This window comes from Curtobacterium sp. MCBD17_013 (assembly GCF_003234565.1).
GTDB lineage: Bacteria > Actinomycetota > Actinomycetes > Actinomycetales > Microbacteriaceae > Curtobacterium.
The window spans coordinates 1-25,013 of record NZ_QKTU01000001.1 but is presented as its reverse complement, the minus strand read 5'-3'; the positions used below and the strand labels follow the sequence as shown (position 1 = coordinate 25,013).

27 protein-coding genes are annotated in these 25,013 nt (G+C 69.8%); 9 read left to right on the top strand and 18 right to left on the bottom strand.

Annotated features, from left to right (window positions below; genetic code table 11):
* Window positions 1–57 precede the first annotated feature (57 nt).
* The 3 genes from DEI81_RS16720 to DEI81_RS00125 form a co-directional block, all read right to left on the bottom strand.
* Window positions 58–411, bottom strand: a complete 354-nt coding sequence (locus tag DEI81_RS16720; protein WP_375334752.1) for a TM2 domain-containing protein — start codon at window positions 409–411, stop codon at window positions 58–60.
* Window positions 412–570: 159 nt separating this feature from the next.
* Entirely contained in the window at window positions 571–924 is a 354-nt protein-coding gene (locus DEI81_RS00130) for a hypothetical protein (protein WP_111008495.1), read from the bottom strand.
* Window positions 921–1,112 (bottom strand): hypothetical protein, encoded by a 192-nt coding sequence (locus DEI81_RS00125; protein WP_111008494.1) that lies wholly within the window; start codon window positions 1,110–1,112, stop codon window positions 921–923. Before DEI81_RS00125 ends, DEI81_RS00130 begins: the two co-directional genes overlap by 4 nt.
* A 152-nt stretch (window positions 1,113–1,264) precedes the next feature.
* Between DEI81_RS00125 and DEI81_RS00120 the strand changes: the two genes are divergently transcribed.
* The 4 genes from DEI81_RS00120 to DEI81_RS00105 all read left to right on the top strand — a co-directional run bounded on the left by DEI81_RS00120 (window position 1,265) and on the right by DEI81_RS00105 (window position 3,898).
* Window positions 1,265–2,032: an SDR family NAD(P)-dependent oxidoreductase gene (locus tag DEI81_RS00120; protein ID WP_111008493.1), complete on the top strand. Its 768-nt coding sequence runs from the start codon at window positions 1,265–1,267 to the stop codon at window positions 2,030–2,032.
* Window positions 2,033–2,193: 161 nt separating this feature from the next.
* Entirely contained in the window at window positions 2,194–2,853 is a 660-nt protein-coding gene (locus DEI81_RS00115; protein ID WP_146243963.1) for a hypothetical protein, read from the top strand.
* Entirely contained in the window at window positions 2,850–3,575 is a 726-nt protein-coding gene (locus tag DEI81_RS00110; protein WP_111008491.1) for a hypothetical protein, read from the top strand. The genes DEI81_RS00115 and DEI81_RS00110 overlap by 4 nt, the downstream gene beginning before the upstream one ends.
* 125 nt (window positions 3,576–3,700) lie before the next feature.
* Window positions 3,701–3,898, top strand: a complete 198-nt coding sequence (locus tag DEI81_RS00105) for a hypothetical protein (protein ID WP_146243962.1) — start codon at window positions 3,701–3,703, stop codon at window positions 3,896–3,898.
* A 287-nt stretch (window positions 3,899–4,185) separates the two neighbouring features.
* Here the strand turns inward: DEI81_RS00105 and DEI81_RS00100 are convergent, their stop codons facing one another.
* The 6 genes from DEI81_RS00100 to DEI81_RS00075 form a co-directional block, all read right to left on the bottom strand.
* Window positions 4,186–4,956: an SDR family NAD(P)-dependent oxidoreductase gene (locus DEI81_RS00100; protein WP_111008489.1), complete on the bottom strand. Its 771-nt coding sequence runs from the start codon at window positions 4,954–4,956 to the stop codon at window positions 4,186–4,188.
* A gap of 76 nt (window positions 4,957–5,032) precedes the next feature.
* Window positions 5,033–5,869 (bottom strand): aldo/keto reductase, encoded by an 837-nt coding sequence (locus DEI81_RS00095; protein WP_111008488.1) that lies wholly within the window; start codon window positions 5,867–5,869, stop codon window positions 5,033–5,035.
* Between the two features lie 34 nt (window positions 5,870–5,903).
* On the bottom strand, window positions 5,904–7,664 hold the full coding sequence (locus DEI81_RS00090) for a glycoside hydrolase (protein ID WP_111008487.1): 1,761 nt from the start codon (window positions 7,662–7,664) through the stop codon (window positions 5,904–5,906).
* 45 nt (window positions 7,665–7,709) lie between these two features.
* Entirely contained in the window at window positions 7,710–8,639 is a 930-nt protein-coding gene (locus tag DEI81_RS00085; RefSeq protein WP_111008486.1) for a carbohydrate ABC transporter permease, read from the bottom strand.
* A complete protein-coding gene (locus DEI81_RS00080; protein ID WP_258368376.1) occupies window positions 8,639–9,484 on the bottom strand; it encodes a carbohydrate ABC transporter permease in 846 nt (281 codons plus the stop codon). Before DEI81_RS00080 ends, DEI81_RS00085 begins: the two co-directional genes overlap by 1 nt.
* A 301-nt stretch (window positions 9,485–9,785) precedes the next feature.
* Window positions 9,786–11,123, bottom strand: a complete 1,338-nt coding sequence (locus tag DEI81_RS00075; protein ID WP_181435271.1) for an ABC transporter substrate-binding protein — start codon at window positions 11,121–11,123, stop codon at window positions 9,786–9,788.
* Between the two features lie 349 nt (window positions 11,124–11,472).
* On the opposite strand from DEI81_RS00075, the gene DEI81_RS00070 reads away from it, so the two are divergent.
* The 3 genes from DEI81_RS00070 (at window position 11,473) to DEI81_RS00060 (ending at window position 14,478) form a co-directional block, all read left to right on the top strand.
* The gene (locus tag DEI81_RS00070; RefSeq protein WP_111008483.1) at window positions 11,473–12,153 is read left to right on the top strand and encodes a GntR family transcriptional regulator; all 681 of its coding nucleotides are present in this window, start codon (window positions 11,473–11,475) and stop codon (window positions 12,151–12,153) included.
* 70 nt (window positions 12,154–12,223) lie between these two features.
* Window positions 12,224–14,020 (top strand): dihydroxyacetone kinase family protein, encoded by a 1,797-nt coding sequence (locus DEI81_RS00065; protein WP_111008482.1) that lies wholly within the window; start codon window positions 12,224–12,226, stop codon window positions 14,018–14,020.
* Complete coding sequence (locus tag DEI81_RS00060) at window positions 14,017–14,478, top strand: ribose-5-phosphate isomerase (RefSeq protein ID WP_111008481.1); 462 nt, start codon at window positions 14,017–14,019, stop codon at window positions 14,476–14,478. Before DEI81_RS00065 ends, DEI81_RS00060 begins: the two co-directional genes overlap by 4 nt.
* 120 nt (window positions 14,479–14,598) lie before the next feature.
* Here the strand turns inward: DEI81_RS00060 and DEI81_RS00055 are convergent, their stop codons facing one another.
* From DEI81_RS00055 to DEI81_RS00040, 4 genes are all read right to left on the bottom strand, one after another.
* A complete protein-coding gene (locus DEI81_RS00055; RefSeq protein ID WP_111008480.1) occupies window positions 14,599–15,435 on the bottom strand; it encodes an alpha/beta hydrolase in 837 nt (278 codons plus the stop codon).
* The gene (locus tag DEI81_RS00050; RefSeq protein WP_111008479.1) at window positions 15,432–15,857 is read right to left on the bottom strand and encodes a RidA family protein; all 426 of its coding nucleotides are present in this window, start codon (window positions 15,855–15,857) and stop codon (window positions 15,432–15,434) included. Before DEI81_RS00050 ends, DEI81_RS00055 begins: the two co-directional genes overlap by 4 nt.
* A 92-nt stretch (window positions 15,858–15,949) precedes the next feature.
* Window positions 15,950–16,633 (bottom strand): hypothetical protein, encoded by a 684-nt coding sequence (locus DEI81_RS00045; RefSeq protein ID WP_111008478.1) that lies wholly within the window; start codon window positions 16,631–16,633, stop codon window positions 15,950–15,952.
* Window positions 16,630–17,235: an LppP/LprE family lipoprotein gene (locus tag DEI81_RS00040; RefSeq protein ID WP_111008477.1), complete on the bottom strand. Its 606-nt coding sequence runs from the start codon at window positions 17,233–17,235 to the stop codon at window positions 16,630–16,632. Before DEI81_RS00040 ends, DEI81_RS00045 begins: the two co-directional genes overlap by 4 nt.
* Window positions 17,236–17,301: 66 nt before the next feature.
* On the opposite strand from DEI81_RS00040, the gene DEI81_RS00035 reads away from it, so the two are divergent.
* The gene (locus tag DEI81_RS00035; protein ID WP_258368374.1) at window positions 17,302–18,186 is read left to right on the top strand and encodes an oxidoreductase; all 885 of its coding nucleotides are present in this window, start codon (window positions 17,302–17,304) and stop codon (window positions 18,184–18,186) included.
* Between the two features lie 23 nt (window positions 18,187–18,209).
* Here the strand turns inward: DEI81_RS00035 and solA are convergent, their stop codons facing one another.
* The 4 genes from solA to DEI81_RS00015 all read right to left on the bottom strand — a co-directional run bounded on the left by solA (window position 18,210) and on the right by DEI81_RS00015 (window position 22,460).
* Window positions 18,210–19,349 (bottom strand): N-methyl-L-tryptophan oxidase, encoded by a 1,140-nt coding sequence (solA, locus tag DEI81_RS00030; RefSeq protein ID WP_111008475.1) that lies wholly within the window; start codon window positions 19,347–19,349, stop codon window positions 18,210–18,212.
* Window positions 19,350–19,359: 10 nt separating this feature from the next.
* Complete coding sequence (locus DEI81_RS00025) at window positions 19,360–20,313, bottom strand: 3-hydroxyacyl-CoA dehydrogenase family protein (RefSeq protein WP_111008474.1); 954 nt, start codon at window positions 20,311–20,313, stop codon at window positions 19,360–19,362.
* On the bottom strand, window positions 20,310–21,290 hold the full coding sequence (locus tag DEI81_RS00020) for a sugar phosphate isomerase/epimerase (RefSeq protein ID WP_111008473.1): 981 nt from the start codon (window positions 21,288–21,290) through the stop codon (window positions 20,310–20,312). The genes DEI81_RS00025 and DEI81_RS00020 overlap by 4 nt, the downstream gene beginning before the upstream one ends.
* A 288-nt stretch (window positions 21,291–21,578) precedes the next feature.
* Window positions 21,579–22,460: an SDR family oxidoreductase gene (locus DEI81_RS00015; RefSeq protein ID WP_111008472.1), complete on the bottom strand. Its 882-nt coding sequence runs from the start codon at window positions 22,458–22,460 to the stop codon at window positions 21,579–21,581.
* A 97-nt stretch (window positions 22,461–22,557) separates the two neighbouring features.
* Between DEI81_RS00015 and DEI81_RS00010 the strand changes: the two genes are divergently transcribed.
* Window positions 22,558–23,136, top strand: coding sequence for a TetR/AcrR family transcriptional regulator (locus DEI81_RS00010; RefSeq protein WP_111008471.1), 579 nt, complete (start codon window positions 22,558–22,560; stop codon window positions 23,134–23,136).
* A gap of 255 nt (window positions 23,137–23,391) precedes the next feature.
* On the opposite strand, the gene rlmN is transcribed toward DEI81_RS00010, so the two are convergent.
* On the bottom strand, window positions 23,392–24,642 hold the full coding sequence (rlmN, locus tag DEI81_RS00005; protein WP_111008470.1) for a 23S rRNA (adenine(2503)-C(2))-methyltransferase RlmN: 1,251 nt from the start codon (window positions 24,640–24,642) through the stop codon (window positions 23,392–23,394).
* Window positions 24,643–25,013 lie beyond the last annotated feature (371 nt).

Genomic DNA, 25,013 nt, shown 5'->3' with positions numbered 1-25,013 from the left:
ACGACCGTGCACGGGGGCGACTGAAAGGCGGACAGGACGACAGCTACTTAGGAATACCTACCTCATCCGCCGAGCTTCGCGGCGAACGTATTGCGGAACGCGCTTGCCCGTGAGACCAGACACCCCGCCCCAGAACGCGGTTGCGGCGAAGCGCTCTGCTCTCCTGCCACTTCGCCGCCTATTCATTCCGCGCGGAGATTCCGTTCCCTGAGCAACTTCCGCTCCTACCAACCGTGGCAGGGCAAAGCCGTCGCAGATCCATCCGACAAGGAAAAGTCCGCCCGTACACAGATATAGGAAGCCGGAACCCGTCCGCGAGAGATAGAAGCGGTGGCCGCCAAAGAGCCCGAGAAACAGCCAGACGAAGTACACCGCCGCCAAGGAGCGACGCGCATCGGAGGGCGGGTACACAGAGGTCACCGTGCAACGGTAGAGCACCGACAGGCGTCCGCCTCAGCGGCGCGAGCCCCCTGACCGCGGAGTCAGGGCCCGTTCGAGTGCGGGAGCCCACTTGTCGGAATCGTGTGCAGCAGCCGTCGTATGCCGTTCGCTGCAGTCGCCTACGCCCGTCTACCAGAGCACGGTCTCCGGCTCCCCGCCGCCGTTCTGCTGTTCGTAGTCCGCGAGCACGGCGCTCCGCACGTCCTCGCCGCGCGTCATCGCCTGCAGGTGCGGGATGATCCACCGCCCGCCGGGCTCCTCGAGGAACCGCATCCAGTGCGCGAGGACGTCGTCGGCGTCGAAGCTACCGCCGTGGGTCTCCTTGGCGTCCGATTGCGAGAACGCCACCTCGCGGGTGTCGAAGGCGATCCAGACCTCGCACTCGAGCACGATCTCGCCGAGGCGGTGTTGAGCCTGGGCGGCCGCGACGATGGCGTCACGGCGCCACTTCGCGACCTTCGAGAACAGCGCTGGCGCTCTCACCCGCGCGGCTCCGCACGTGGGACGTGGGCACGCACGTCGTCGGCCTGTGCGTCGTCGAGGACCCAGCGCTCGTGCTTCGGGTGCTCCGGGTACCGCTGTCGCAGGTACCTGCGAACGACCGCGCCCGGACGCGTCTCGTCCCGGTACCCGAGCTCCACCGCGAGCTCGCGGGGCGTCGATGTCGTCACGCCCCGGATCCTATTCGGGCGCTCGACGGTCCGGACCCGCGTCCACAGGCATCGAACCGACGGGCTGCAGCCGAGCCTCCCGGCTGAGTGCCGCCGAGCGCGGTGGTGGGTCAATGGAGGCACCGCACCCGCCACCGATGAGAGGAACCACCATGCCCAACCGATTCGAGAACAAGGTCGCGATCGTCACCGGAGCGGGCTCCGGGATCGGCGCGGCGACGGTGCGCGCGTTCGTCGGCGAGGGTGCCCGCGTGGTGGCCGTGGACTCCGTCGGCGAGAAGATCGCGGAGACCGCTGCGAGCCTCCCGGACGGTGCCGTGACCACGATCACCGGCGACGTCGCGCAACCGGCGACGATGGAGGAGGCCGTGCGCACCGCCGTCGACACCTACGGCCGCCTCGACGTGCTCGTGAACAACGCGGGGACGTTCACCTCGGGCGACATCACCGAGATCGAGCCGGAGGAGTGGCGCCGCGTCATCGAGACCGACCTGTCCGCCGTGTTCTACGGCACGCGCGCAGCGCTCCCCCACCTGCGCGAGACGAAGGGGTCGATCGTGAACACCTCGAGCGTGTCGGGCATGAGCGGCGACTGGCGCATGAGCCCGTACAACGCGGCGAAGGGCGGCGTGAGCAACTTCACGCGGGCGGCGGCGCTCGACAACGGGGAGCACGGGGTGCGCGTCAACGCGGTGGCGCCCGGGCTCATCTGGACGGACATGACGCAGCAGCAGGCGCAGAACGAGGAGCTCAAGCAGGCGTTCGCCGAGCGGATCGCCCTGGGCCGCGGGGGTCAGCCCGAGGAGGTCGCCGCCGCGATCCTGTTCCTGGCGAGCGACGAGGCGTCGTTCATCACCGGGGCGATCCTGCCGGTCGACGGCGGGACGACCGCGAGCAACGGGCAGCCGCCGCAGGCGTAGCGCTGCCGCAACTGCGCGTGTCGACGACGAGGGCGCCGTCGTCCGACCGCGCCCTTGTCTTCCGCGTGCGCGTCTCACTGGTCCGCCAGACACCGCCGACGGTTCGATTGCCCGCACTGACGGATGCACACTAGTCGACCACCGACGTTACACTTGTGTGCATGGCTGAGGTGAGCATCGGCGACTACGCGCACCAGTACGGTCTCTCTGAGCAGATCGTCCGCAAAGCAGCGCGCCGGGGAGTCCTGACGGCTCGAAAGGCGAGCGGCGTCTGGCTCATCGACGACGGCGAACGGCTGCGTCCTCAGCGGAGTCGTCCGCTGGCGCAACGCACGGCCGCCGCGCTCCTGTCGATGATCGACGGGAGCGACGCACTGCGAGCCTCACTGCGTCCGACCGAGCGTCATCGCCTCGATGCACGGCTCCACGCCCTCCGCCACGACGAACACGCGGCCGACGTCTTCACCACCTGGTTCCGCCCTCGCGTCCTGCAGCGACCTCTGATGCTGTTCGTGCAACCTGCCGACATGGCCGATCTTCGGTCGGACGATCGCCTCGTTCTCGGCGGCGTCAGCGATCCTCGTGCGGAGATCACCGCTCCTGACTTCCTCGAAGCCCATGTGACGGAGCAGGACTTGGACAGCCTGCGGCGCGAGTTCCTGCTCCGAGAATCTGTGTTCCCGAACGTCGCTCTCCATGTCGAGGCTGACGGTCTGCCTGCCACGCTCCCGCTGTCGACGTTGCTCCTCGATCTCGCAACGGACGGCGGCCCACGAGAGCGAGCTCGGCTGGCACAGCTCCTTCGAGGAACGAACGAGTGATCGTTGCGCCGGCCCTCGCGCCTGCGCAGGCAGCTGCATGGCATGCGCTGTTCGATGCGTACGAACGACTGCCGCGGGACTGGATCCTCGTCGGCGGCCAGATGGTGCAGTCGCTGTGCTGGGAGCGGGGCTCTGCGAGCGCACGTCCGACCCAGGACGCTGACGTCGCGCTCGACGTCCGCGCACGTCCACAGATTCTCTGGGATCTCACGCGGGTGCTCGCCGACCTCGGATTCGAGCCAGACGGGACTTCATTCGAGGGGCACCAACATCGGTGGGTCCGAGAAGGGGCTCAGATCGATGTCCTGCAGGCTCGATTCCTCGGCGAGCGTGCTGACAGTCGGCGCGGTGTCCGCGGAGGGACGACGATCGCGGCGCCCGGCACGCAGGGCGCGCTCTATCGTGCCTCCGAAATCGAGGTCGACGTGAACGGACGCGTTGGGCGTCTGCTCCGCCCGACACTGCAGGGCGCACTCGTGAGCAAGGCCGCGGCGGCCGACGCACTCGTCGGACAGGACAACTCCCGTCACCTTGTGGACATCGCCACACTCGCAGCGCTGGTCGAGCGTCGTGACGCGCTCGGGATCGACCTGACCGCCACGGAGCGGCGTCGATTGCTCGCGGCCGTAGCGCGCATCAAGCGAGACCCGTCGCTGAGCCGGCGCGCTGGCGTTGACCCGGACGCGGTGGAGGTCATTCGGATCGCCCTCGCATCGGATTGACGCTGGCGAGAAGCGCGCGCCGACGACGCGGGCGCGGTCGTCCGACCGACCGCTTGTCGTCGACACGCGCCATCGGCGCGATCGACGCGCCGCGACACGGAGGCACCGCGCGTAGCGTCCGCGCCATGAGCGACAACGAGCAGACCGAGCCCGTCATGGACGGCGCCACCGACGCGACGAACAAGGAGAAGCTGGCGGGCCTGATCGAGCAGGTGGACAACGACCACGGGAGCGAAGGCGCCTCGAGCATGGCCGACGAGCTCCGGAACCGGATGGCGGAGACGCAGGTCGAGCCCGAATCGGCCGCCGACGAGGAGGACTGACCCCGCTCGACAGTCTTGAGCACGTCGGGCGACCGCCACGGGGCCGATCCGCTCCTGGACCTGACGGCGGAGGGCTTGCCCCTCACGGGCGAGGAGCTGGCAGATCTGGCGGAGCGCTGGTTCGAGGTGCGCCTGTCGGAACCCGTCACTGCGGCGCGTGCATCAACGCCATGACGTCCTCGGCGCCGAGATGACCACCAACCACGCCTGCACCACCGCACGTGCGCACGTGGACGACAAGTGCCCCGCGCCCGCCCGCGCACTTGTCGTCTGCGTGCCCAGGGCGGTCAGTTCATGTAGAGCCCACCATCGACATTCAGTGTGTGCCCCGTGATGAACGCCGTGTCCTCGCGGACAAGGAACTCGACGGCGACGGCGATGTCGTCCACCGTGCCGACGCGCCCGACCAGCAGGTCCGCGGCCATCGCCGCCTTGCGCTCGTCGGTGAGCGTGCCGCCCATGATGTCGGTGTCGATCGGGCCGGGGGCGATCGCGTTGACGGTGACACCGAGCGGACCGAGCTCCCGAGCGAGCGCGCGGGTGAGTCCGATCACGCCGGCCTTGGCGACCGAGTACGGGGTCTTGCTGTACGTCCCGCCACCGCGCTGGGCCGACACCGACGAGATGCTGACGATGCGTCCGACGCCGCTCTTGACCATCGATTCGGCCACGCGTCGCGAGACGTAGTGGACGCCGTTGAGGTCCACGTCGAGCACACGCGCCCACTCACCGGGTTCGAGGTCGAGGTACGGCGTGGCGGAGCTGATGCCGGCGATGTTCACGAGCGCGACGATCTGGGGCAGCGCGGCCTCGAGCTCGCCGACGGCAGCGCGGACCGCCGCTTCGTCAGCGACGTTCGCACCGGCTCCGGCAGCTCTGATGCCGAACTCCGTCTCGAGTTCCGCGGCCAGCTGACGGCACGCGTCGCCGTCCAGGTCGATGATCCCGATGTTCCATCCGTCGCGGGCCAGGCGTGACACGGTCGCCCGACCGATCCCGCGGGGCGACGCCGCTCCGGTGACGATCGCGGTGCGTGCCGCAGGGAAGGTGGAAGTCATGTTCTCTCTTTTCGTGGTGATGGTCAGGTCCGCGTCGGCGGCACCTGGACGACGGACGGGAGGACGCCCTCCGTGCTCAGCGGATCTGGGAGATCTCGAACACGGCGGGGTCCCCGCCGACGCGCGCTCCCGCCTCGAGCGCGTCGAGATCCGCGACCTCGTCCTCGGTCAGGTCGAAGCCGAAGACGTTGAGGTTCGTCCGCATCCGCCCGGGGTCGGCGGACTTGGGGATGACGATGTTGCCGCGCTGCAGGTGCCACCGCAGGACGACCTGCGCCGGCGTCACCCCGTGCTGCTCCGCGATCGCCACGATCGTCCCGTGCCGGAGGGCTGCACCCTGCCCGAGCGGTGAGTAGGCCTCGATCGCGATGCCCTTCGACCGGGCGTACTCGACCAACTCGCGCTGCTGAAACGACGGATGGATCTCGATCTGATCGACCGCCGGCACGATCTCGGTCTCGTCCAGTAGCCGCTCGAGGTGCGGGACGAGGAAGTTCGAGACCCCGATCGCGCGCACCGCGCCGTCGCGGTACAGCTGCTCCATCGCCTTCCAACTCGCCACGTAGGCGTCCCGCGCCGGAGACGGCCAGTGGATGAGGTAGAGATCCACGAAGTCGAGGCCGAGGCGCTCGATGCTCGCAGCGAACGCTCGGCGCGTGCTGTCGGCGCCCTGCTCGCCGTTGCGGAGCTTGGTGGTGACGAATACCTGCTCGCGAGGGACACCGCTCGCGCGGATCCCCGCACCGACACCGCTCTCGTTGTTGTAGGCGGCTGCCGTGTCGATGTGACGGTACCCGGCCTCGAGCGCCGCCTCGACCGCCTCCTGTGCGCCGTCGGGGGGTATCTGGAACACGCCGTACCCGACCTGGGGCACGTCGACGCCGTTGTTCAGGGCGATGGTCGGAACGGTCATGCGCGCCTCCAGGGTCGGCAGAACGGGTGCGTCGTCATCGCGGGCTCAGGACGAGCAGCGATACGGACTCGAGCGGGAGTTCGATCGTGATCCTCGCTGCGCCGTCCGCGACGTCGAGGGACCGCTCGTCCTCGAGGCGCTCGAGACCCATCCGCGCGTGGATCGCGGACAGCTGCTCCTCAGTGGGGTCCTGGGGCGAACCGAGCTCCTTCCAGACCGTGTGGGCGTTGCTGTGTTCGGCGTCGATCCGGAAGTGCTCCAGACGGTACTCGGACGCGGCCAGGCCGGAGACGTCCACCGTGACCGAGGCCGCGACGTCATCGGACTGGTACTGGTCGTCGGTGTGTCGGTACACGAGCACGGCGACCTCGCCGTCATCGGCGCGTGTGGCCAGGACGTCCACCTCTTCCGGGGGGCTCGCAGGAGCCGTGGTGTCGAGCTCCCTCACGTCCCAGGCTGCGTCCGACGCGGCGGCGATCCGGGTCCCACCCAGCTTCGCGAAGAGGCGGTAGGCGTTGAGGAACGGCTTCTCGACTCCCCCGGCCGTCATGAGCGCACGCGTTCCCTCGAAGTAGCGCTCACCCTCGAAGTAGAAGCTCCAGGTGGTGGCCTCGCGGACCGAGGCCACCTCGGTCTCGTTGAGGTCGAGGATCTTCTTCATGAGGTTGGCTTGGAACACGGGGTAGTACTCCGTGTTCTGGAACCCGAAGTTCGAGTTGTCGTAGACGCCCCAGTGCGCGGGCACACCCGCGTCGCACTCGTCCACGATCGCGGGTACGTCGGCGTACCGCGGGAACTCCGCCATGACGCGCAGGAGGCTCCGGATCTCGAACAACATCTTGGTCGTCATCGGCGACTCCTTGACCGGCGCTTCACCGCCCGTCGGACCGTACGTCCGCCAGGGGGTGAAGTGCGACCCCTTGGTGTGGAACGAGACGAAGTCGATCGGGAGGTCCCGCTCGTCCGCGTAGGCCAGGAACTGCCGCATGAAGCCGGTCCCGTCCGGTCCCCCGGTGACGGTGGGGCCTCCGACCTTCGCAGTCGGCAGCACACGGCGGACGGCTGCCGCGGTCACCTCGTACAGACGGTCGAACTCCTCGGGCGTACCGCGCCAGTAGAAGATGTCGGGCTCGTTCCAGAGTTCCCAGAGCCAGGTCGACACCTCGTCCTCGCCGTACCGCTCGAGGACGTGTTCAGCGAGGGCGGTCACGAGTCCGGCCCACTTGTCGTAGTCCTTGGGCGGGTACCCCCACTGCCCGGCTTCGTACGCGCTGTACACGGTGGGACTCTCGGTGAGCGTGAGCTCGGTGTGGGCGTGGTCGGGCACCAGGTCGCGCGGCGTGAACCCGAGCTCCACCAACACGTGATGGCCAGCCTCCACGATGGCGTCGTAGGTCTGGTCGGCGATCGTGAAGTCGTAGAACGGGGTGCCGGTCTCGTCCTCGTGGTAGACGTTGCCGCTGCCCTGGTGTGGGAGACCGAATCCGGTTCCGCTGATGAAGATGTAGTGGGGTCGTACGTGGAACGCGGTCGGCGAGAAGTCGCCGATGGTCCGCAGCAGGCGCTTGCCCGTCGGTGTGTAAGTCCAGTTGATCTCGTCGTACCCGAGGCTGGCCCAGATCGGCGTGATCGCGGTGCCTGTGCTGGCAGCGTCGACCCTGACTGTCGCGCTGCGCACGTGTGGCGCTGCTGGGTCGTGGCCACCGGCAGTTGGAAAGACGGTGCTGACGGCGATGCCGGGGTTCTTGGCGTTCTGCTGGCCGGTGCCCTGCTCGGTGTCGGTCGTGGACGTCATTGTCGAACCTTTCGTGGTGCTGTTGATGTTCGGAGGAGGGAGGAGCTACTTGAGGCTGCCGATCGCCAACCCGCCCTGCCAGTACCGCTGCATGGTCAGGAACGCGATGATCAGCGGGATGACGGAGATGAAGGAACCGACGACGATGATGCTCCAGAGCGAGTCGGTCCCCGTTCCGCTGTTGGCCGAGGCGAGGCCGTTCCACAGCCCCAGGCCCACGGTCACGGGGTAGAGCTTGTTGTTCGACAGCACCGCGAGCGGGAGGAAGTAGTTGTTCCAGGTGGCCACGATCGAGAGCAGCAGCACCGTGACGATCGCCGGGCGCATCAGCGGGAGCGCCACCTGGAAGAACGTCCGGAGTTCTCCCGCGCCGTCGATACGCGCAGCCTCGAGCATCTCGTCCGGCACGGCGTCCGCGGCGTAGACCCGCATCAGGTACACGCCGAACGGGTTGAGCAGCGACGGCAGGATCACTGCCCAGATCGTGTCGGTGAGGTTGATCTGCGAGAAGAGCACGAACGTCGGGATCACGAGCGCCGTGAGCGGCACCATCACGGAACCGAGCAGGATCGCGAAGCTGAGGTTGCGCCCTCGGAAGTCGAACTTGGCGAATCCGTAGCCCGCGAGGATCGCGAGGACGGTCGACCCCACGCCACCGCTGAGTGCGTACAGGAACGAGTTGCCGAGCCATCGGAGGTAGATGCCGTGGCTGTAGCTGAAGAGCATGCCGATGTTCTGGAACAGCGCGAAGGTCTTGTCGAACCACAGCGCGCCGGCGGACGGGTTGAACAGTCCGTGCGCGTCCTTGGTGCTGGCGACGAACAGCCACCAGATGGGGAGCAGGAAGTACACGACGAGGACCACGAGGAACACGTGGGCCGCGACGTTCCTCGGCTTCTTCGCGCCTCGGCCCTTGCTCGACGGCGCCGAGGCCCGGTTCGACGTCTTCGCTCGCGCGGGTGCGGTCGTTGCCATCAGAGGAAACTCCCCTTCTTACGGGTCAGGAACAGGAAGATGTAGACCCCGATGAACACGATGATCCCCAGGGCGAACGAGACCGCCGACGCGTAGTTGATCTGGGAGAACTTGAACGCCAGGTTGTAGGCGTAGATGTTCGGCGTGAACGCCGGTCCGATCGAGCCGTTCGCCTGCGGCGTGAGCACGGTGGGCTCGGTGAAGAACTGGAGCGTGCCGATGAGCGCGAACACGAGGATCAGCACGAGCGCCGATGTGACGAGCGGGACCTTGACCCGCAACGCGATCTGACGCGCGCTCGCCCCGTCGAGCCGAGCCGCCTCGTACAGGCTGGGGTCGATGCCCTGGAGTGCCGCGTAGATGATGATCATGTAGTAGCCGACCCACTGCCAGACCACCACGTTGAGCAGGCCGCCGAAGATGTTGTGCGAGCTCAAGAGGTTGGGCGCCGACGTGTGGAACAGCGCGAACAGGTCGCTCAACGGCCCGAAGCTCGGGCTGTACAGGAAGCCCCACATGAGGGCGCCGACCACGGCGGGGATCGCGTACGGGACGAAGATCATCAGCCGTGAGAACCGAGCCAGTTTGGTCGTGAGCGTGTCGAGCACCAGCGCAGCGGCGAGTGAGATCGCCATCTGGATGGGGATGAGCACGACCGAGAAGACGACGACGAAGACAGCTCCGCCCAGGAAGTCCGGGTCGGTGAAGGCCTTCACGTAGTTGCTCAATCCCGCGAAGCTGGTGCCGGCGACCAGGCTCTGGCTGAACAGGCTCTGGTAGAAGGCGTACCCGAGCGGGACGATCAGGAAGACGACGAAGACGACACCGAACGGTGCGATGAACAACCATCCGAGCCCTTGTCGCCTCCTCACTCCACCCCGCCGGGCACGCACGATCGTGTTTCTCTGTTTCGCTGGCGTCGTTGCCACCGAAGACTCAGCGCCACTCATTCGACTGTCCTCGTCTGTTCGTTGATGCCGGACACGGCGGCTCGCGCACCCGGTCCGATGGATCCCGATCCGGAGCTCTCGGGGATGTGGTGTCCGAGAGCTCCGGAAGGGTGGTACCGCTCGTCGCGGCGTTCTGCCGGCGGAGGCGCCAGCATGCATGGCGCGGAACGCGCTCTCGCCGGCGGGTGCGCCCCGACTACTTCTTCAAGGAGAAGTCCTGCGAGGTCGCGTACTTCGTGATGGTCGCCTGCAGCGAGTTCAGTGCCTTGCTGGTCGACGACCCGGAGTTGGTCTTGGTGAGCTGGGACTGCAGCTGCGTGTAGTAGTAGTTCTGGAACGGGCTGTAGACGGTGCCCTTGTAACCCTTGGCTGCGGGGATCCAGACGTCCCTGTTGGACTTCTGGCCGCCGAAGAAGGGGTCCGACGCGTTCACGAACCAATCCGCCTTCTGCGCCTTCAAGTGCATCGGGAAGTGTGCCCCGATCGTGGTCTGGTTCTCGTTCCCGAACAGCTTGATCGCAACCTCGGCGGCGAGCTTCGGGGTCTTGGACTGCGACGTCACTGCGTAGGTGGACCCGCCCCAGTTCACCTGCACCGACTTGTTGGCACTCCACTGCGGAAGCGGTGCCAGCCGCCAGGGAGCGTCATCACCGGTCGGGATGCCGAACGTACCGAGGTGGCCGGGCTCCCAAGAGGGGGCGATCATCGTGGCGAGTTGGTTCTTCGACAGTTTGGTCGTGAAGTCGGTGGTCTGCTGGCCGACGGTGGTGATGAGTCCCTTGTCGACGAGGTTCGACCAGTAGCGGAGCACCTTCTTGTTGGCCGCACTGTTGATCTTCACACCGAGCGCGGCCTTGTTCTTGATGTTGTAGCTGAAGCTCTGCTTCGCAGTCGAGCCGGCGGCTTGATTGAACATCGCCTGTGTGAACGCGGGGGTGTCGCTCGGCCAGTCGCCGAAGGCCGGTCCCCCCGCGGCCTTGAGCTTCTCCGCCGCCGACTGGTACTCCGCCCAGGTCTTCGGCACCGTGAGGTCGTACTTGTCGAAGATCTGCTTGTTGTACATCATGGCAACCGGCCCGCCGTCGTCCGGGATCGCGTAGATGTCGCCGTTCTGCGAGATGTCCTTCAGGGTTCCGGCCGAGAACTGGCGCTTCACCTTGTTCGCCCCGTACTTGCTGAGATCGACGAGCGCGTTCTTGATCTCGAAGCTCGGCAACTGCTCGGTCTCGAGCATGATGACGTCAGGAGCGCCCTTCTTCGCCGCGATGGCCGTCGAGAACTTGTCGTACTCGGCGGAGCCCGCACCGGCATTCGTCCAGCAGATCTGCACGTCCTTGTGCGCCTTGTTGAACTGGTCGACCGCGACGGACGCGGTCGGTGACCAGGCCCACAGGGTGACCACCGGCGCCGCGGGATCCACGATCTTGTTGGCGCAGGAGCGACCGGCGGCATTCGCCGGACCCGAGAAGCCCAGGGCGCTCACCGCGACGAGGCCAGCCGCTGCCAGCACCGCCAGGAACGATTTCTTGTGCACTGTGATTCCCTTTCGGTTGTAGCTCGTCGACGTCGTCGTCAGCCACCCGTCATCTCGATCGTGTGAGGTCGACCGAGGCGGAACCACGAGATGGCCAGGGAACCGTTGGCACGACAGCGAGGTGTCGGTCATCCTTGACCTTCCTGTGTGGGCGGTCCCGCCTGGGACTCCCTCTGCACGGCGCGGAGCGCGCCGAGAAATGGCGCGTCGGGCACGCCACGAGATGATCGTCGCGGTCCCGGTGGTCACTTCTGCGTGTCCTGGTGGGCGACGAGCTACGGTCAATCTAGCGGCCGAATGCTGACTGTCAAGGGTTTATTGTTTACAATCTCGATCGAAGGAGGCCCGGATGACGTTTCCAGGGCTCAACGCCCCCGTCGCGCAGCCCGCGCTCTCGCAGAGCGTCGTGGACGTGCTCCGGGACATGATCAGCCGCGGTGACCTCGTCCAGGGGCAACATCTCAAGGAGACGGAGATCGCGGTGGCACTCGGAGTCAGCCGGGGTCCCGTGCGCGAAGCGTTTTCCCAGCTGGCCAACGAGGGCTACGTCGAGCTCCGTCGACACCGAGGCGCATTCGTCGTGACGCTCACGCGGCAGGACATCGACGAGGTGTACTCGCTCCGACTCGCGCTCGAACGGCTGGCGATCGAGCGAGCCGCCACCCGTATGACGCCCGCACGCTTCGCCGCGATGGATGTGATCCTCGATCGGATGCAGCAGGTGACCGCGGACTACAGCCCGACCGAGGCGGTCGAACTCGACTTGGCGTTCCACGATCTCCTCTACGAAGCCGCCGAGCACCAGCGCCTCAAGCGCTCGTGGGAGTTCATCCGGAGTCAGGTCGAGTTCTTCCTCCAGGCACGGAACACGTCCCATCGCGACTTCCTGGAAGTCGGTCACGATGAGCACAAGGCCGTTCGCGACGTCCTCGCGACCGGTGACCCCGCACGAGCTGCTGCAGCCATTGAGCAGCACCTACGTGGTGCGTACGGGATGCTCCTCGAAGACCATCCCGAGGACGAGTCATGACCATGCGACGCCCGGACCACGTCGTTAGGATCCCGATCACCACGTCCGGTCCAACGAAGGAGCGAGTGTCGTGACGCGTCTGTGGAACCAGCCCACCCAGTTCGTCGACGAGATGATCGAGGGCTTCGTCCTCGCGAACGGCGATCGAGTCCGCCAGGTCCGAGGCGGTGTCACCCGATCCACGAGGAGCCCGGACCCCGAGGTCGCCGTGGTCATCGGCGGCGGTTCGGGTCACTGGCCGGCGTTCGGCGGTCTCGTCGGTCCGGGGCTCGCGCACGGTGCGGCGATGGGCAACCTGTTCGCGTCGCCGTCGTCGATCCAGGTCGAGTCGGTGATCCGCGCGAGCGAGCATGGCCGGGGCGCCCTGCTCAGCTACGGCAACTACGCCGGCGACGTCCTCAACTTCACGGCAGCGCAGGACGCGGTCCGGGCGGACGGGATCGACTGCCGCACGGTCCTCGTGACGGACGACATCTTCAGCGCGTCGAGCGACGAGCGCGGCAAGCGTCGCGGCATCGCGGGCGACCTCACCGTGTTCAAGGTGGCCGGGGCCGCCGCGGCCGAGGGCATGGGCCTCGACGACGTCGAGCGCGTGGCGGTGCTGGCGAACGAGCGGACGCGGTCGATGGGCGTCGCGTTCAGCGGCTGCACGTTGCCCGGCGCCGACGAACCCCTGTTCGACGTCCCCGAGGGGCGCATGGCGATCGGGCTCGGCATCCACGGCGAGCCCGGCATCGACGAGACCGACATCCCCAGCGCCGAGGGGCTCGCCGAGCTGTTCGTCGAGCGACTCCTCGCCGAGGCGGAGATCCCCGAGGGCGTCGACCTCGACGACGCGCGCGTGGTCCCGATCCTCAACGGGCTCGGGTCGGTCAAGGTCGAGGAGCTGTTCGTCGTCTACCGCTCGATCGCGGGGCTGCTGCAGGACCGTGGGCTCACCGTGGTCGACCCGCAGGTGGGCGAGTTCTGCACGAGCTTCGACATGGCCGGCGCGTCCCTGACCCTGCTCTGGCTCGACGACGAGCTCGAGCGGCTCTGGACCGCGCCCGCCGACACCCCGGCGTTCCGTCGGGGCAGCGTCCAGCAGGACCTCGTGAGCGCCGGACCGACGGCCGCGGAGGCCGACACGGAGGACGCGATCCGGCCCTCCAGTGCGGAGTCCCGCGAGACCGCGAGCCGCATCGTCGACCTGCTCCGCACGGTCGCGACGACCGTGGAGGACCACGTCGACGACTGGGGTCGTCTCGACTCGATCGCCGGTGACGGCGACCACGGCATCGGCATGCAGCGCGGCGCGAGCGCGGCACTCGAGGCCGCGACCGCCGCTCTGGAGGCCCAGGGCGGCGCCGCCACGGTCCTCCACCGGGCGAGCGCCGGCTGGGCCGACCGCGCGGGCGGCACCTCGGGCGCGCTGTGGGGCGTGCTGCTGCGGACCCTCGCGAGCGAGCTCGACGACGAGACGCAGCCGACCGCCACCGCCGTCGCGACCGGTGTCGCCCAGGGCCGGGAGGCCGTGCAGTCGGTGGGCGGAGCGGCCGTCGGTGACAAGACGATGGTGGACGCGCTCGTGCCGTTCGCCGACACGCTCACCGCGCGGGTCGACGTGGGCGACGACCTGGCGACCGCGTGGGCCGCCGCTGCCTCCGCTGCCGAGGAGGGTGCGGCGTCGACGGCGGACCTCGTGCCGCACCTCGGGCGCGCGAAGACGCACGGCGACAAGGCCGTCGGCTCCCCCGACCCCGGCGCCGTGTCGTTCGCGGCGATCGTCGGCGTGGTGGGCCATGCACTCGCAGGTGGCACGGACACCGACGGAGTACACCGGGACCCCGGAGCGACAGACCGTCGCGAGGAAGGAGCCACGCGATGACGCAGTGGCGGTTGGTGATCGGCTCGGACGACGCCGGGTACGACTACAAGGAAGCGATCCGCAAGGACCTCGAGGCGAGCGACCTCGTGGCCTCGGTGGTCGATGTCGGCGTGGACGCCGACGGGCACACGAACTACCCGACCGTGGCGACTGCCGCGGCGGAGATCGTCGCCCGCGGGGATGCCGACCGGGCGATCCTGTTCTGCGGCACGGGCCTCGGCGTCGCGATCTCGGCCAACAAGGTGCCGGGCATCCGGGCCGTGACCGCGCACGACTCCTACTCGGTGGAGCGCTCGATCCTGTCGAACGACGCCCAGGTGCTCTGCATGGGGCAGCGCGTCATCGGCCTCGAGCTCGCCCGCCGCAACGTGCGGGAGTGGCTGACGTACGAGTTCGACAGCTCGAGCGCGTCGAACGACAAGGTCGAGGAGATCCGGGCGTACGAAGCGGCGCACTGAGTACGAGCGGCCGGCGTGAGCGCGAAGCATCCCGGCGCGATGAGGTGCTCGATGACCGGCACCCGGGAGGCGCGACCCGCGTCGAGCACGCGGGCCGCGCCTCCCGGCTGGTCGGGTGGGTCAGTCGGACAGGGCCGCGGACAGGAAGGCGACCGCCTGCGCGATCGCGGCCTTCGCCGCGTGGGTGTCGTGCATGGAGTTGACCATCACGAAGTCGTGGATGATCCCCTGGTAGCGCACGGCGGTGACGGGCACGCCCGCGCGGCGGAGCTTGGCCGCGTAGGCCTCGCCCTCGTCGCGGAGCACGTCGGCCTCGCCCGTGATCACGAGGGCCTGCGGCAGGCCGGCGAGCTGCTCCTCGGTGGCGCGGAGCGGCGACGCGGTGATCTGCGCACGGTCCTCCTCACTCGTCGTGTACTGATCCCAGAACCAGCGCATGCCGTCGCGGGCCAGGAAGTACCCCTCGGCGAACTCGTCGTACGAGCCGGCGTCGAACGCGGCGTTCGTGACCGGGTAGAACAGCGCCTGCGCGCGGAACGTGATGTCCCCGCGCTCCTTCGCCATCAGGGTGAGGACGGTCGCCATGTTGCCGCCGACCGAGTCCCCCGCGACGACGAGTCGCGACCCGTCGAGCTGCTGCTCGGCACCGTGCTGGACGACCCACTGCGCGACCGCGTAGGACTGCCCGTTCTGCGTCGGGTACTGCGCCTCGGGAGCGCGGTCGTACTCGGGGAACACGACGGCGGCGCCGGTGCCGACCGCGAGGTCGCGGACGAGCCGGTCGTGCGTGTGGGCGTCGCCGAAGACCCAGCCCGCGCCGTGCGTGTAGAGCACGACGGGCAGGACTCCGGTGGCTCCCTGCGGTCGGACGATCCGGACCGGCACGCTGCCGGTCGGGCCGCCCTCGACGGTGATCCAGGTCTCGTCGACCTCGGGCTCGCCGCCGCGGGACGTCACACGTCGAGGACCGCGGCGACCGCCTCGATCTCGACGAGCTGCCCGTCGTACCCGAGCACGGTGACGCCGAGCAGGGTGCTCGGGACGTCGTGCGCACCGAACGCGGCACGCACGACGTCCCAGGCGGCGATGAGGTCCGCCTGCCGCGACGACGCGACGAGGACCCGCGTGCTGATGACGTCCTCGATGCCGGCGCCTGCCGCGCCGAGCGCCGTCACCATGTTCTCGACGCACTGCGCGGCCTGCCCGGCGTGGTCCCCGAGCGCGACGGTCGCGCCGGTCTCGTCGAGGGGACAGGCCCCTGCCAGGAACACCAGCCGCGCGCCGGCGGGAGCGGTCGCAGCGTAGGCGTAGTCGACGCCCTGCGCCAGGCTCGCGGACCGGATGAGCGTCACGGTCTTCGGATCGGTCGTCTCGCTCACGCGACCATCCTCCTCGCTCCTCGTCAGCGTGGTCCGGCACCGGGCCTTCCGCTCGATCACCTGCACAGGACGAGGCGTGGGCCGCCGAGTAGTCAACGGCCGAGCGCCCGCTCCATCGCCCGGATCGACTGCTTCGTTGCGTACTCGTCACGCTCGGTCTGTGCGTCCTCGATCCAGAGGTGCACGACGCCCGTGTACCGGCCGGTGCTCACGCCGTCGCGCGGGGCGAGATGCAGCACGACGCCCCATCCCTGCTCCGACTGTTCCCACGAGTGGTCCGGGGTGTGGAACGGCTCGATCGACAGCACCTCGGCCCGCTCCGCGATGTGACGGCCCTCCGTGTCGGTCGCGGTGTCCCAGAGCGCGATCCCCTGCGGGGAGAACGCGAGCTGGCACGGGAACGTGACGGAGAGACCTGGGTCCCACGCGGCGAGGTCGTCCTTCGTCGTCGGGGTCGCCAGCGCGCTGACGAAGGCGATCCCGGGATGCCGGGCAGTCAGCGCCCCGCGCTCGTCCCTCCGGCGGAGTGGCACCAGACGCAACGGGCCACCGGCCGCGCACGCGATGGTCGCGAGACCCCCGGCGCGCAGGGCGAGCGGGAACGCGTCCGAGTGGACGCCGTGGATGCGGACGAGCAGCACGACCGTCAGGACCGCGAACACGACGGCGAGCACGCTGAACACGATGGTCGACGGATGCCGCCGGGCCGTTGCAGCGAGCGACGCCGACGTCGCGCGGTGCTCGCCCACCGGCACGCCGGACCCGGGCTGACTCACTGCGCCGGAGGCGTGCTGCCGTCCATCGTGACCTTCCCGGCACCGGAGTCCCAGGTGTACGTGGCGTTCGCGCGGCCGGTCGGATCGGCGTCGGAGTCGTTGCCCTGCGGGTACGGGTAGGTCACGGCGATGCTCGTCGACGAGGTCCGCCGGACCGTGGGCTGGAACGCGTACTGCTCCTTCGTCGCGGTTCCGAGGTAGGTGCCGTCGTGGAACAGCAGGATCGCGTACGGGGAGCTCGCCGTGGAGCCGGAGACGGTCACGACCGACCACGACAGCGGCGCGCAGGGGTCGTACCCGGAGTAGTCGGCGCCCGCCGCGTCCCAGTGGGCCGTTCCCCGCAGGTTCACCGGGAGCGGGAGTGCCGCGATCCCCGTCGCGGCGGCAGCCCGCCCCGTCGCGGGTCCGCACGTGCTCGTCGCGCTCGGGGTGCTCGTGGTGCTGGGCGAGGCGGGGGCGGCGGACGGTGTCGGGGTGCTGTGGGCGACCGTCCGCGCCGTGCTGCTCGGGTGCGGCGAGGTGGTCCCGCCCGAGCACCCGGCGAGCACCACGGTGAGCGCCGTGCCGAGGAGGACCAGACCCGAGGAACGTCGTGTGAGCATGCCTCCACATTGGCCCCGCTCGCCGAGCGCGTCCTGACCGTGCGCCGAAGCGCCAGGATGGAGTCCATGGACCCGAGCATCGCGATCGTCGGCCCGGGTGCGATCGGCACGACGGTGGCAGCAGCGCTCCACGAGGCCGGTCGGACCCCGCTGCTCGCCGGCCGGACGCCGCGGGAGCACCTCCGGCTCCGGACCCCGGACGGCGCGGTCGTCGTCGTCCCCGGGCCGGTGCACACCGATCCGACGACGGTATCCGGACCCGTCGACGTCGTGTTCCTCGCCGTCAAGGCCACCCAGATCGAGGCCGCCGGGCCCTGGCTCGCCGCGTTGTGCCACGCAGACACGGTCGTGTGCGTGCTGCAGAACGGGGTGGAGCAGGAGGCGAGCGTCGGTCCGTGGGTCGCGGGCACGGTCCTCCCGGCCGTCGTGTGGTTCCCCGCCCAGGCCGAGCCGGACGGCACGGTGGCGCTGCGGCGACCGCCGCGCCTGACGCTCCCCGACGTGCCGGCGGCGCAGTCGGTGGTCGATGTCTTCGAGGGCACCCGGTGCGCGGTCGACGTCACCGAGGACTTCGTGACCGTCGCGTGGCGCAAGCTCCTCCACAACGCGGCCGCGGGGCTCATGGCGCTGAGCGGGCGGCGATCTGGGATGTTCCGACGTGAGGACGTCGCCCGGCTGACGCTCGACTACCTCGCCGAGTGCCTCGCCGTGGCACGGGCAACGGGCGCCCGCCTCGGTGATGAGGTCCCGCACGAGGTCCTCGACGGCCTCCGCGCACAGCCGGCGGACCTCGGGACCTCGATCCTCACCGACCGCGCCGCGGACCGCCCGCTCGAGTGGCGGGTCCGGAACGAGGTCGTGGCACGGCTCGGCCGCACGCACGGCATCCCCACCCCGGTCAGCGACGTGGTCGTGCCGCTGCTCGCCGCCGCGAGCGACGGGCCCGGCTGACCCGGGAGGCCCGCCACGGACGGTCAGGCGGTCGGCACGGGAGCCAGGACATCCCTGAGCCGGAAGGCGCTGATGTCGTCGTCGGTCCGACCATCGAGGGCGAGTTCCGCCAGGATCCGCCCGATCGTCGGCGTGAACTTGAACGCGTGGGCGGCCCCGAGCGCGACGAGCACGTCCGGGTGCTCCGGCAGCGCGTCGAGCACGAACCGCCGGCCGGGGGTCAGCGTGTACTGGCAGGTGATGGTCCGGACGTCCTCGCCGCTGGCGGGCAGGAACCCGCGCATGAACGCCCGCAGCTGGTCCAGGAGCTCCTCCGAGTGCCGGAAGGTCCGCTCGTCGGGCGTCATGCGGTTGTCGGAGGCGTCTCGACCCGCCTTGACGGTCGGCTCCCCGTAGGTCGGGAACCCGTAGTAGCAGGGCTCGTCCTCCCAGATCCACACGGGGAGCCGGTCGTCGCCGAAGTCCTCGGGGCGGTCCGGCCCGAAGTACGTGACCTGCTCCTGCATCGTCACGAGCGGGACCTCGACACCGAGGGGCGCGATGAGCGCGTTCGTCCACGCATCGGCGGCGACGACGACCTTCCGCGCTCGGACCTTCCCCGCGGTCGTCATGACCACGACTCCGTCGGGTTGGGGTCGGAGCTCCTCGACCCGTGTCCGGTCGCGGAGCACCGCTCCGTGCGACCGTGCCTGCATCTGGAGCGTCGCGACGGTGCGCGACGCGGGGACGATCCCGGTGTCGGGCGAGAACACGGTCTCGACTCCCGGGGGCAGGGTGAACTGCGGCCAACGAGCGCGCACCGCGTCGCGGTCGAGGACCTCGAACGGCAGGTCCTGCGCCGTGAGTGCCGCGGTGAAGGCCGTCACGGGGTACGGACTGCCCGGTGGCACGAACACGACGCCGCCGGTGGTGGTCACGATGCGTTCGCCGCTGACGCGTTCCAACTCGCCCCAGTCCCGGTACGCCGACTTCGCGAGCCGGACGTAGGCCTCGTCGCCGTACGAGGTGCGGAGGATCCGCGACGTGTCGTGGGAGGCACCGCGCACGTGACCGAACTCGAACTGTTCGAACAGGACCACCGTCGCACCCCGGAGTGCCAGGTGGTGGGCAGCGGCGCTGCCCAGCGCCCCGGCGCCCACGACGGCGACGTCGAACTCCTCCATCGCGGTCCGGTCAGTCGATCGGTGCGGGGCCGAGCTCGTCGAGCAGCTTCTGCAACGCCACGTACGCCCGGTTCCGGTACGCCACGAGTTCCGGCGTCCGGTCGGCCGGGACGTCGAGGTACCCCGCGCCCGACTTCGTGCCGAACTTGCCCTCGGCCACGAGCGCGGCGAGCGACTCCGGGGTCGCGAACCGCTCCGGCCACCGGGTCTGGAGGGACGCGTAGCAGAACGCGTACACGTCCAGGCCCGCCATGTCGGCGATTGCGAACGGGCCGAACACGGGCAGCCGGAAGCCGAACGTGGTCCGGACGATGGTGTCGATGTCCTCGGGGCTCGCGATGCCCTCGGCGGCGATGTCCGCTGCCTCGGAGAACAGCGCGTACTGCAGGCGGTTGAGGACGAAGCCGACGCTGTCCTTGACCCGGGCGGTCTGCTTGCCGGTCGCGCGGACGATCGTCTCGGCGGTCGTGATCGCGGACTCGGTGGTGGTCTCGTGGGGGATGATCTCGACGCCGGGGATGAACGGCGCGGGGTTCGAGAAGTGCACGCCGAGGAACCGTTCGGGTCCCTCGACGGCCTCGGCGAGTGCGCTGATGCGGATGGTCGACGTGTTCGAGCCGATCACCGCCTCCGGGCCCGCGGCCGCGCTGATCCGGGCGAGGGTGGCGTGCTTGATCTCGATCTTCTCGGGCACGGCCTCCTCGATGAACTCGGCGTCGGCGACGGCGGCCTCGACGGACTCGGCAGGGTGGACGAGCGCGGCGATGCGCTCGACCGCGTCGGCGGGGAACAGCCCGTCGGCGACGAACTGCCGAGCCTCATCGAGCAGCCGCGTGTGGTTGCTCGCGGCGATCTCGGCGGAGACGTCGGCGAGGGCGACCTCGGCCCCGGACAGCGCGAGCATCTGCGCGATCCCGCCACCCATGTACCCGGATCCGACGACGGCGGCTCTGATCTGACTCATCGTGCGACCTCCTGGGGCAGCAGGGTGCGGATGTACCGCTGGTTGGTGGCGCAGACGCCGAGGCTGTCCCCGCCGTACTGCTCGGTCATGATGATGCCGCGGAACCCGACGTCCACGGCCTCGCGCAGGACCTGCCGGTAGTTGATGATGCCGGTCTCCATCGTCGAGGGGACGCTCGTCGCCCAGGAGCCGTCACCGGCCTCGTCGCGTGTGTAGTTCTTGACGTGCAGGTAGTTCGCGTACGGGAGGGTCGCGGAGAACACCTCGCGCCAGTCCTCGACGGGACGGTGCAGACGGATCAAGTTCGCGACGTCGGGGTTGAGGCCGACGTTGTCGAGGCCCACCGCCTCCACGAACCGGACGGCGCTCTCGGCCGTGCCGAGGTACGTGTCCTCGTACATCTCGAGCGCGAGGGGCAGCCCGACGTCGGCGGCGTGCTTGCCGAGCTCGCGGATCGACCGGACGGCGCGGTCCCAGACCTCCGGGTCGTCGGGGTCCTTCGGCCCGGGCGCGGTCCAGAACCACAGGGCCTTGCGCTGGGCCTCGCTGAACGGCTGGTGGAGCCCCGTCGAGAACACCTGCATGCCCCACGCGGCCGCGGCGTCGATCGTGCGGTGCGCGTACGCGAGGTTCTCCTCCTCGTGCCCGGGCATGATGACGCTCCGGCGCTGCAGGTGCACGCTGGGGATCCCGATGCCGTGCTCCCTGGCGGTGGCGAGGAGCTCGTCACGCTTGCCGGGGTCGTAGTCGGCGGGGCGGATCCGGTCGTCGGCCATCTCGGCGAGCGTGAAGCCCACCCGCTCGATCTGGGCGAAGATGTCGTCCCACACCGCGATCGGGGCGTCGTGCAACGTGGTGCCGTCGCGACCGACCGGTGGGAACCCGTGCAGACACACGGCGATCGGCCAGGTGTCGGCGGTCCAGGTGGCGGGGTCCCAGTCCTGCTCGGTTCCGGGTCGGTCTGGTCCTCGGGCCACGGTGCCTCCTCGCACATCGGCGTCATGGGCGACACCGGGGCCGACGTTACTCCGGTGGTGACCGCGGGGGTCCGGACCCGGGCGTCTCGGCTGAGTTCGCGCGTGGTCGTCGTCGACGCGCGCGGGTGCGCCCGAAGTCGTCGTCGGCGCGCGCGGGTGCGCGCCGACGACGAGTGCGCGCGCCAGCGACAGCGCAGTTGTCGTCGGCGCGCGCACGTGCAGGGGCCGCGGCGGGTCGGCCGGGAGGGACGGTGCCAGCCCGCCCCGTCCCTCCCGGCCGCCAGGGGGTCAGGGCTGCACGAGCTCGAGGTCCTCGAGCACGCTCGGGTGCGTCGGGGTCCAGCCGAGCGCCCTACGGGTGATCGCGCTCGAGGCCGGCTGGTCCGTCGCGAAGATCGGTCCGAACGGGCCGAAGGTCTCCTCGGGCACCTGCTCGACCGGAAGGCCGAGGCGCCGACCGATCACCCGGACGAGGTCGATCACGGCGTCACCCTCGTCGGCGACGGCGTGCCACGCGGACCCCGCCGGGGCGGACTCGAGCGCCAGCCGGAAGAGCACCGCGGCGTCGGCGGCGTGCACGGCGGGCCAGCGCTGGCTGCCGTCACCCGGGTAGCCCGCGACGCCGGTCCTCCTGGCGTTCTCGGTGAGGAGCCCGGCGAACCCGCCCGTCCCGTTCGCGTGCACCGTGCGGGGCAGGCGGATCGCCGAGGACCGCACACCCCGGTCGGCGTACCCGAGGATCGCGTTCACGGTGATGCCGCGCCCGCCGACGGGTCCGTCCGTCGGCAGCGGGTCCTCCTCGGTCGACGGGCGACCCTCGACCCAGGGCGTCCCGGACACGACGACGAGCGGACGGTCGGTGCCCACGAGTGCGTCGGCGAGCGTGGTCATCGCCGCGGTCTCCTCGGCCATGCCCTGCTGGATCGACTCGGTCGACCCGTAGTCGCGGCTGAACGCCAGGCTGATCACGCCATCGACCTGCCCGGCCGCGGTCCGGAGGACGTCGAGGTCGGCGATGCTCCCCCGGATCGCGGTGGCGCCGGCCTGCTCGAGCGTGGCGGCGGAGGCCTCGGAGCGAGCGAGGGCGAGGACGGTGTGGCCGTTGGCGAGCAGCTCGGCGACGACGGGCGTGCCGATCGTGCCGGTGCCGCCGGTGACGAAGACGTGCATGGGGACTCCTCCGGGTGATGAGACTGTTGTCCCATCACCGTAGCACCGTGATGGGACAACTGTCCCATCACGGACTCGGAGCCGTAGGATGAATGGCATGGCGCGATGGGAACCGGGAGCGCGGGACCGACTCGTCCTCGCGGCCGTCGACCTGTTCACCGAGCAGGGCTACGACGAGACGACAGTCGCGCAGATTGCCGAACGCGCCGGCGTCACCAAGAGCACCTTCTTCCGGTACTTCCCGGACAAGCGCGAACTCCTCGTCGCCGGGCAGGAGACCCTGAGCACCCTGCTCGCCGAGGGCATCGCCGCCGCTCCCGCGGACGCGTCCCCGCTCGAGGCCGTCGCAGCCGGGCTCGCACGCGCCTCGGACGAGATGGGGCCGATGAACCGCGACATCGGGCCTCGGCTCCGGGCCGCCGTCGCCGCGAGCGCCGAGCTGCAGGGACGGGACGCGCTGAAGAGCGTCGGGCTCGCCGTCGCCATGACGGACGCGCTCGTCGCCCGCGGTGTCCGGGCCGCCACCGCGCACCTCGCGGCCGAGATGGGTCTGCTCGCGTTCAAGCAGGGCTACAGCCGCTGGGTCGAGGGTCCGCGCGACGACGATGCCGGGCTCGCGCCGCACGCGCTCGCCGCGCTCGAGGACCTCCGGGCCGCGACGGCGTCACTCGGCTGACGCTGCGGCCCGGCGCGCCGCATCTGCGCGCGCCAGCGACAACTGCGCTGTCGCCTGCGGGCGCACTTGTCGCCTGCGGGCGCACTTGTCGCCTGCGGGCGCCACTCGTACCGCCGCCGCACGTGCGCACGCCGACGACGAGTGCGCATGCGGGCGCATGTCCCGTTGTCGTCGGCGAGCGCACCCCGCACCGGACGTCGGACGGGAGGGACGGCACCAGCCCGCACCGCGCCTCCCGGCCGGCGGGCGGTCGCCCTACACGTCGGCGGCGGCGAGCTGCCCGCAGGCGCCGTCGATCTCCTTGCCGCGGGTGTCGCGGAGCGTCGTCGGGATGCCGGCGTCGTTGAGGCGCCGCACGAACTCGTCCGTCACGTCGCGCTCCGACGCCGTCCACACGGAGCCGGGCGTCGGGTTGAGCGGGATCGGGTTGACGTGGACCCAGCCGTGGCCGCGCTGGTTGAGCTTGTGCGCGAGCAGGTCGGCGCGCCAGGCGTGGTCGTTCATGTCCTTGATGAGCGCGTACTCGATCGACACCCGACGGCCCGTCTTCCGGAAGTAGCGGTACGCGGCGTCGATGGCCTCGTCGACCTTCCAGCGGGAGTTCACCGGGATCATCTCGTCGCGGAGCTCGTCGTCGGGCGCGTGCAGGGAGAGCGCGAACGTGAGGGGGATGCCCTCGTCGGCGAGCTTGTCGATCGCGGGCACGAGTCCGACCGTCGACACGGTGATGTGCCGGGCGCTCATGCCGAGGCCGTTCGGCTGCGGTGCGACCATGATGCGCACGGCGTCCATCACGCGCTTGTAGTTCGCGAGCGGCTCCCCCATGCCCATGAACACGATGTTCGTGACGCGCTCGGGGTCGGTTCGGTCCTGGCCACCACGGGTCGGGGCACCGGCGAGCTCCCCCGCCGCCAGCGCCGCGTTCGCCCGGACGATCTGCTCGACGATCTCGGCGGTCGACATGTTGCGCGTCAAGCCGTTCTGCCCGGTGGCGCAGAACGGGCAGTTCATCCCGCACCCGGCCTGCGACGACACGCACAGCGTGATCCGGCCCGGGTACCGCATGAGCACCGACTCGACGAGCGCGCCGTCGTGCAGCTTCCACAGGAACTTGATCGTGTCGCCCTTGTCGGTCGTCAGGCGCCGGGCCTCGGTCAGGAGGGGCGGCAGCAGTCCGGCGACGAGCTCCTCGCGTCCGGCGGCGGGCAGGTCCGTCATCGCCGCCGGGTCCGAGGTGTAGTGCGTGAAGTAGTGCGTCATGAGCTGCTTCGCCCGGAAGCCCGGCAGGCCGAGCTCCTTGACGCGGGCGACGCGCTCCTCGGCCGACAGGTCCGCGAGGTGCACCGGCGGCTTGCCGCGCTTCGGCGACGCGAACTGCAGCAGCGGGCGGCCCGTTGGGTCGAGCTGCTGCTTCCAGCCCTCGGTTGTCGGACGGACCTGGGGGCGGGCGGCCTCCGTGCTCACGGTCGCGGGGCGGAGGCCGGGGGTGCGGAGGTCGGAGGGCATCGGGCGATTCTAGCCCGTCTTGGTGTCGAAACCGACCCTTTTCGACCCGACCATTGTCGAACGACAGCGGTGAAGTCGATCTCGTTCCCGCGATGTGAAGCGTCACCCGAACGGGCGGTGTCTGGGCCTTCCTCAACTATGGGAGGCTCTGGCCAACGCGGTCCACCGCGGCACGACGCCTGAGGGGAACATCATGACGAATTCGCAGTACGACGATCGCCGATTCGAGGAATCCGAGGCAGGCGTGACCGCGACGCCGGAGACCGTGGTGACAGAGCCCGGGAACGAGGTTGCCTCGTACACCTCGGCCTCCGTCGACCCGCTGATGCAGACCCAGGCCACGCCCTACCCGCCCCCCCCCCCGTACTTCC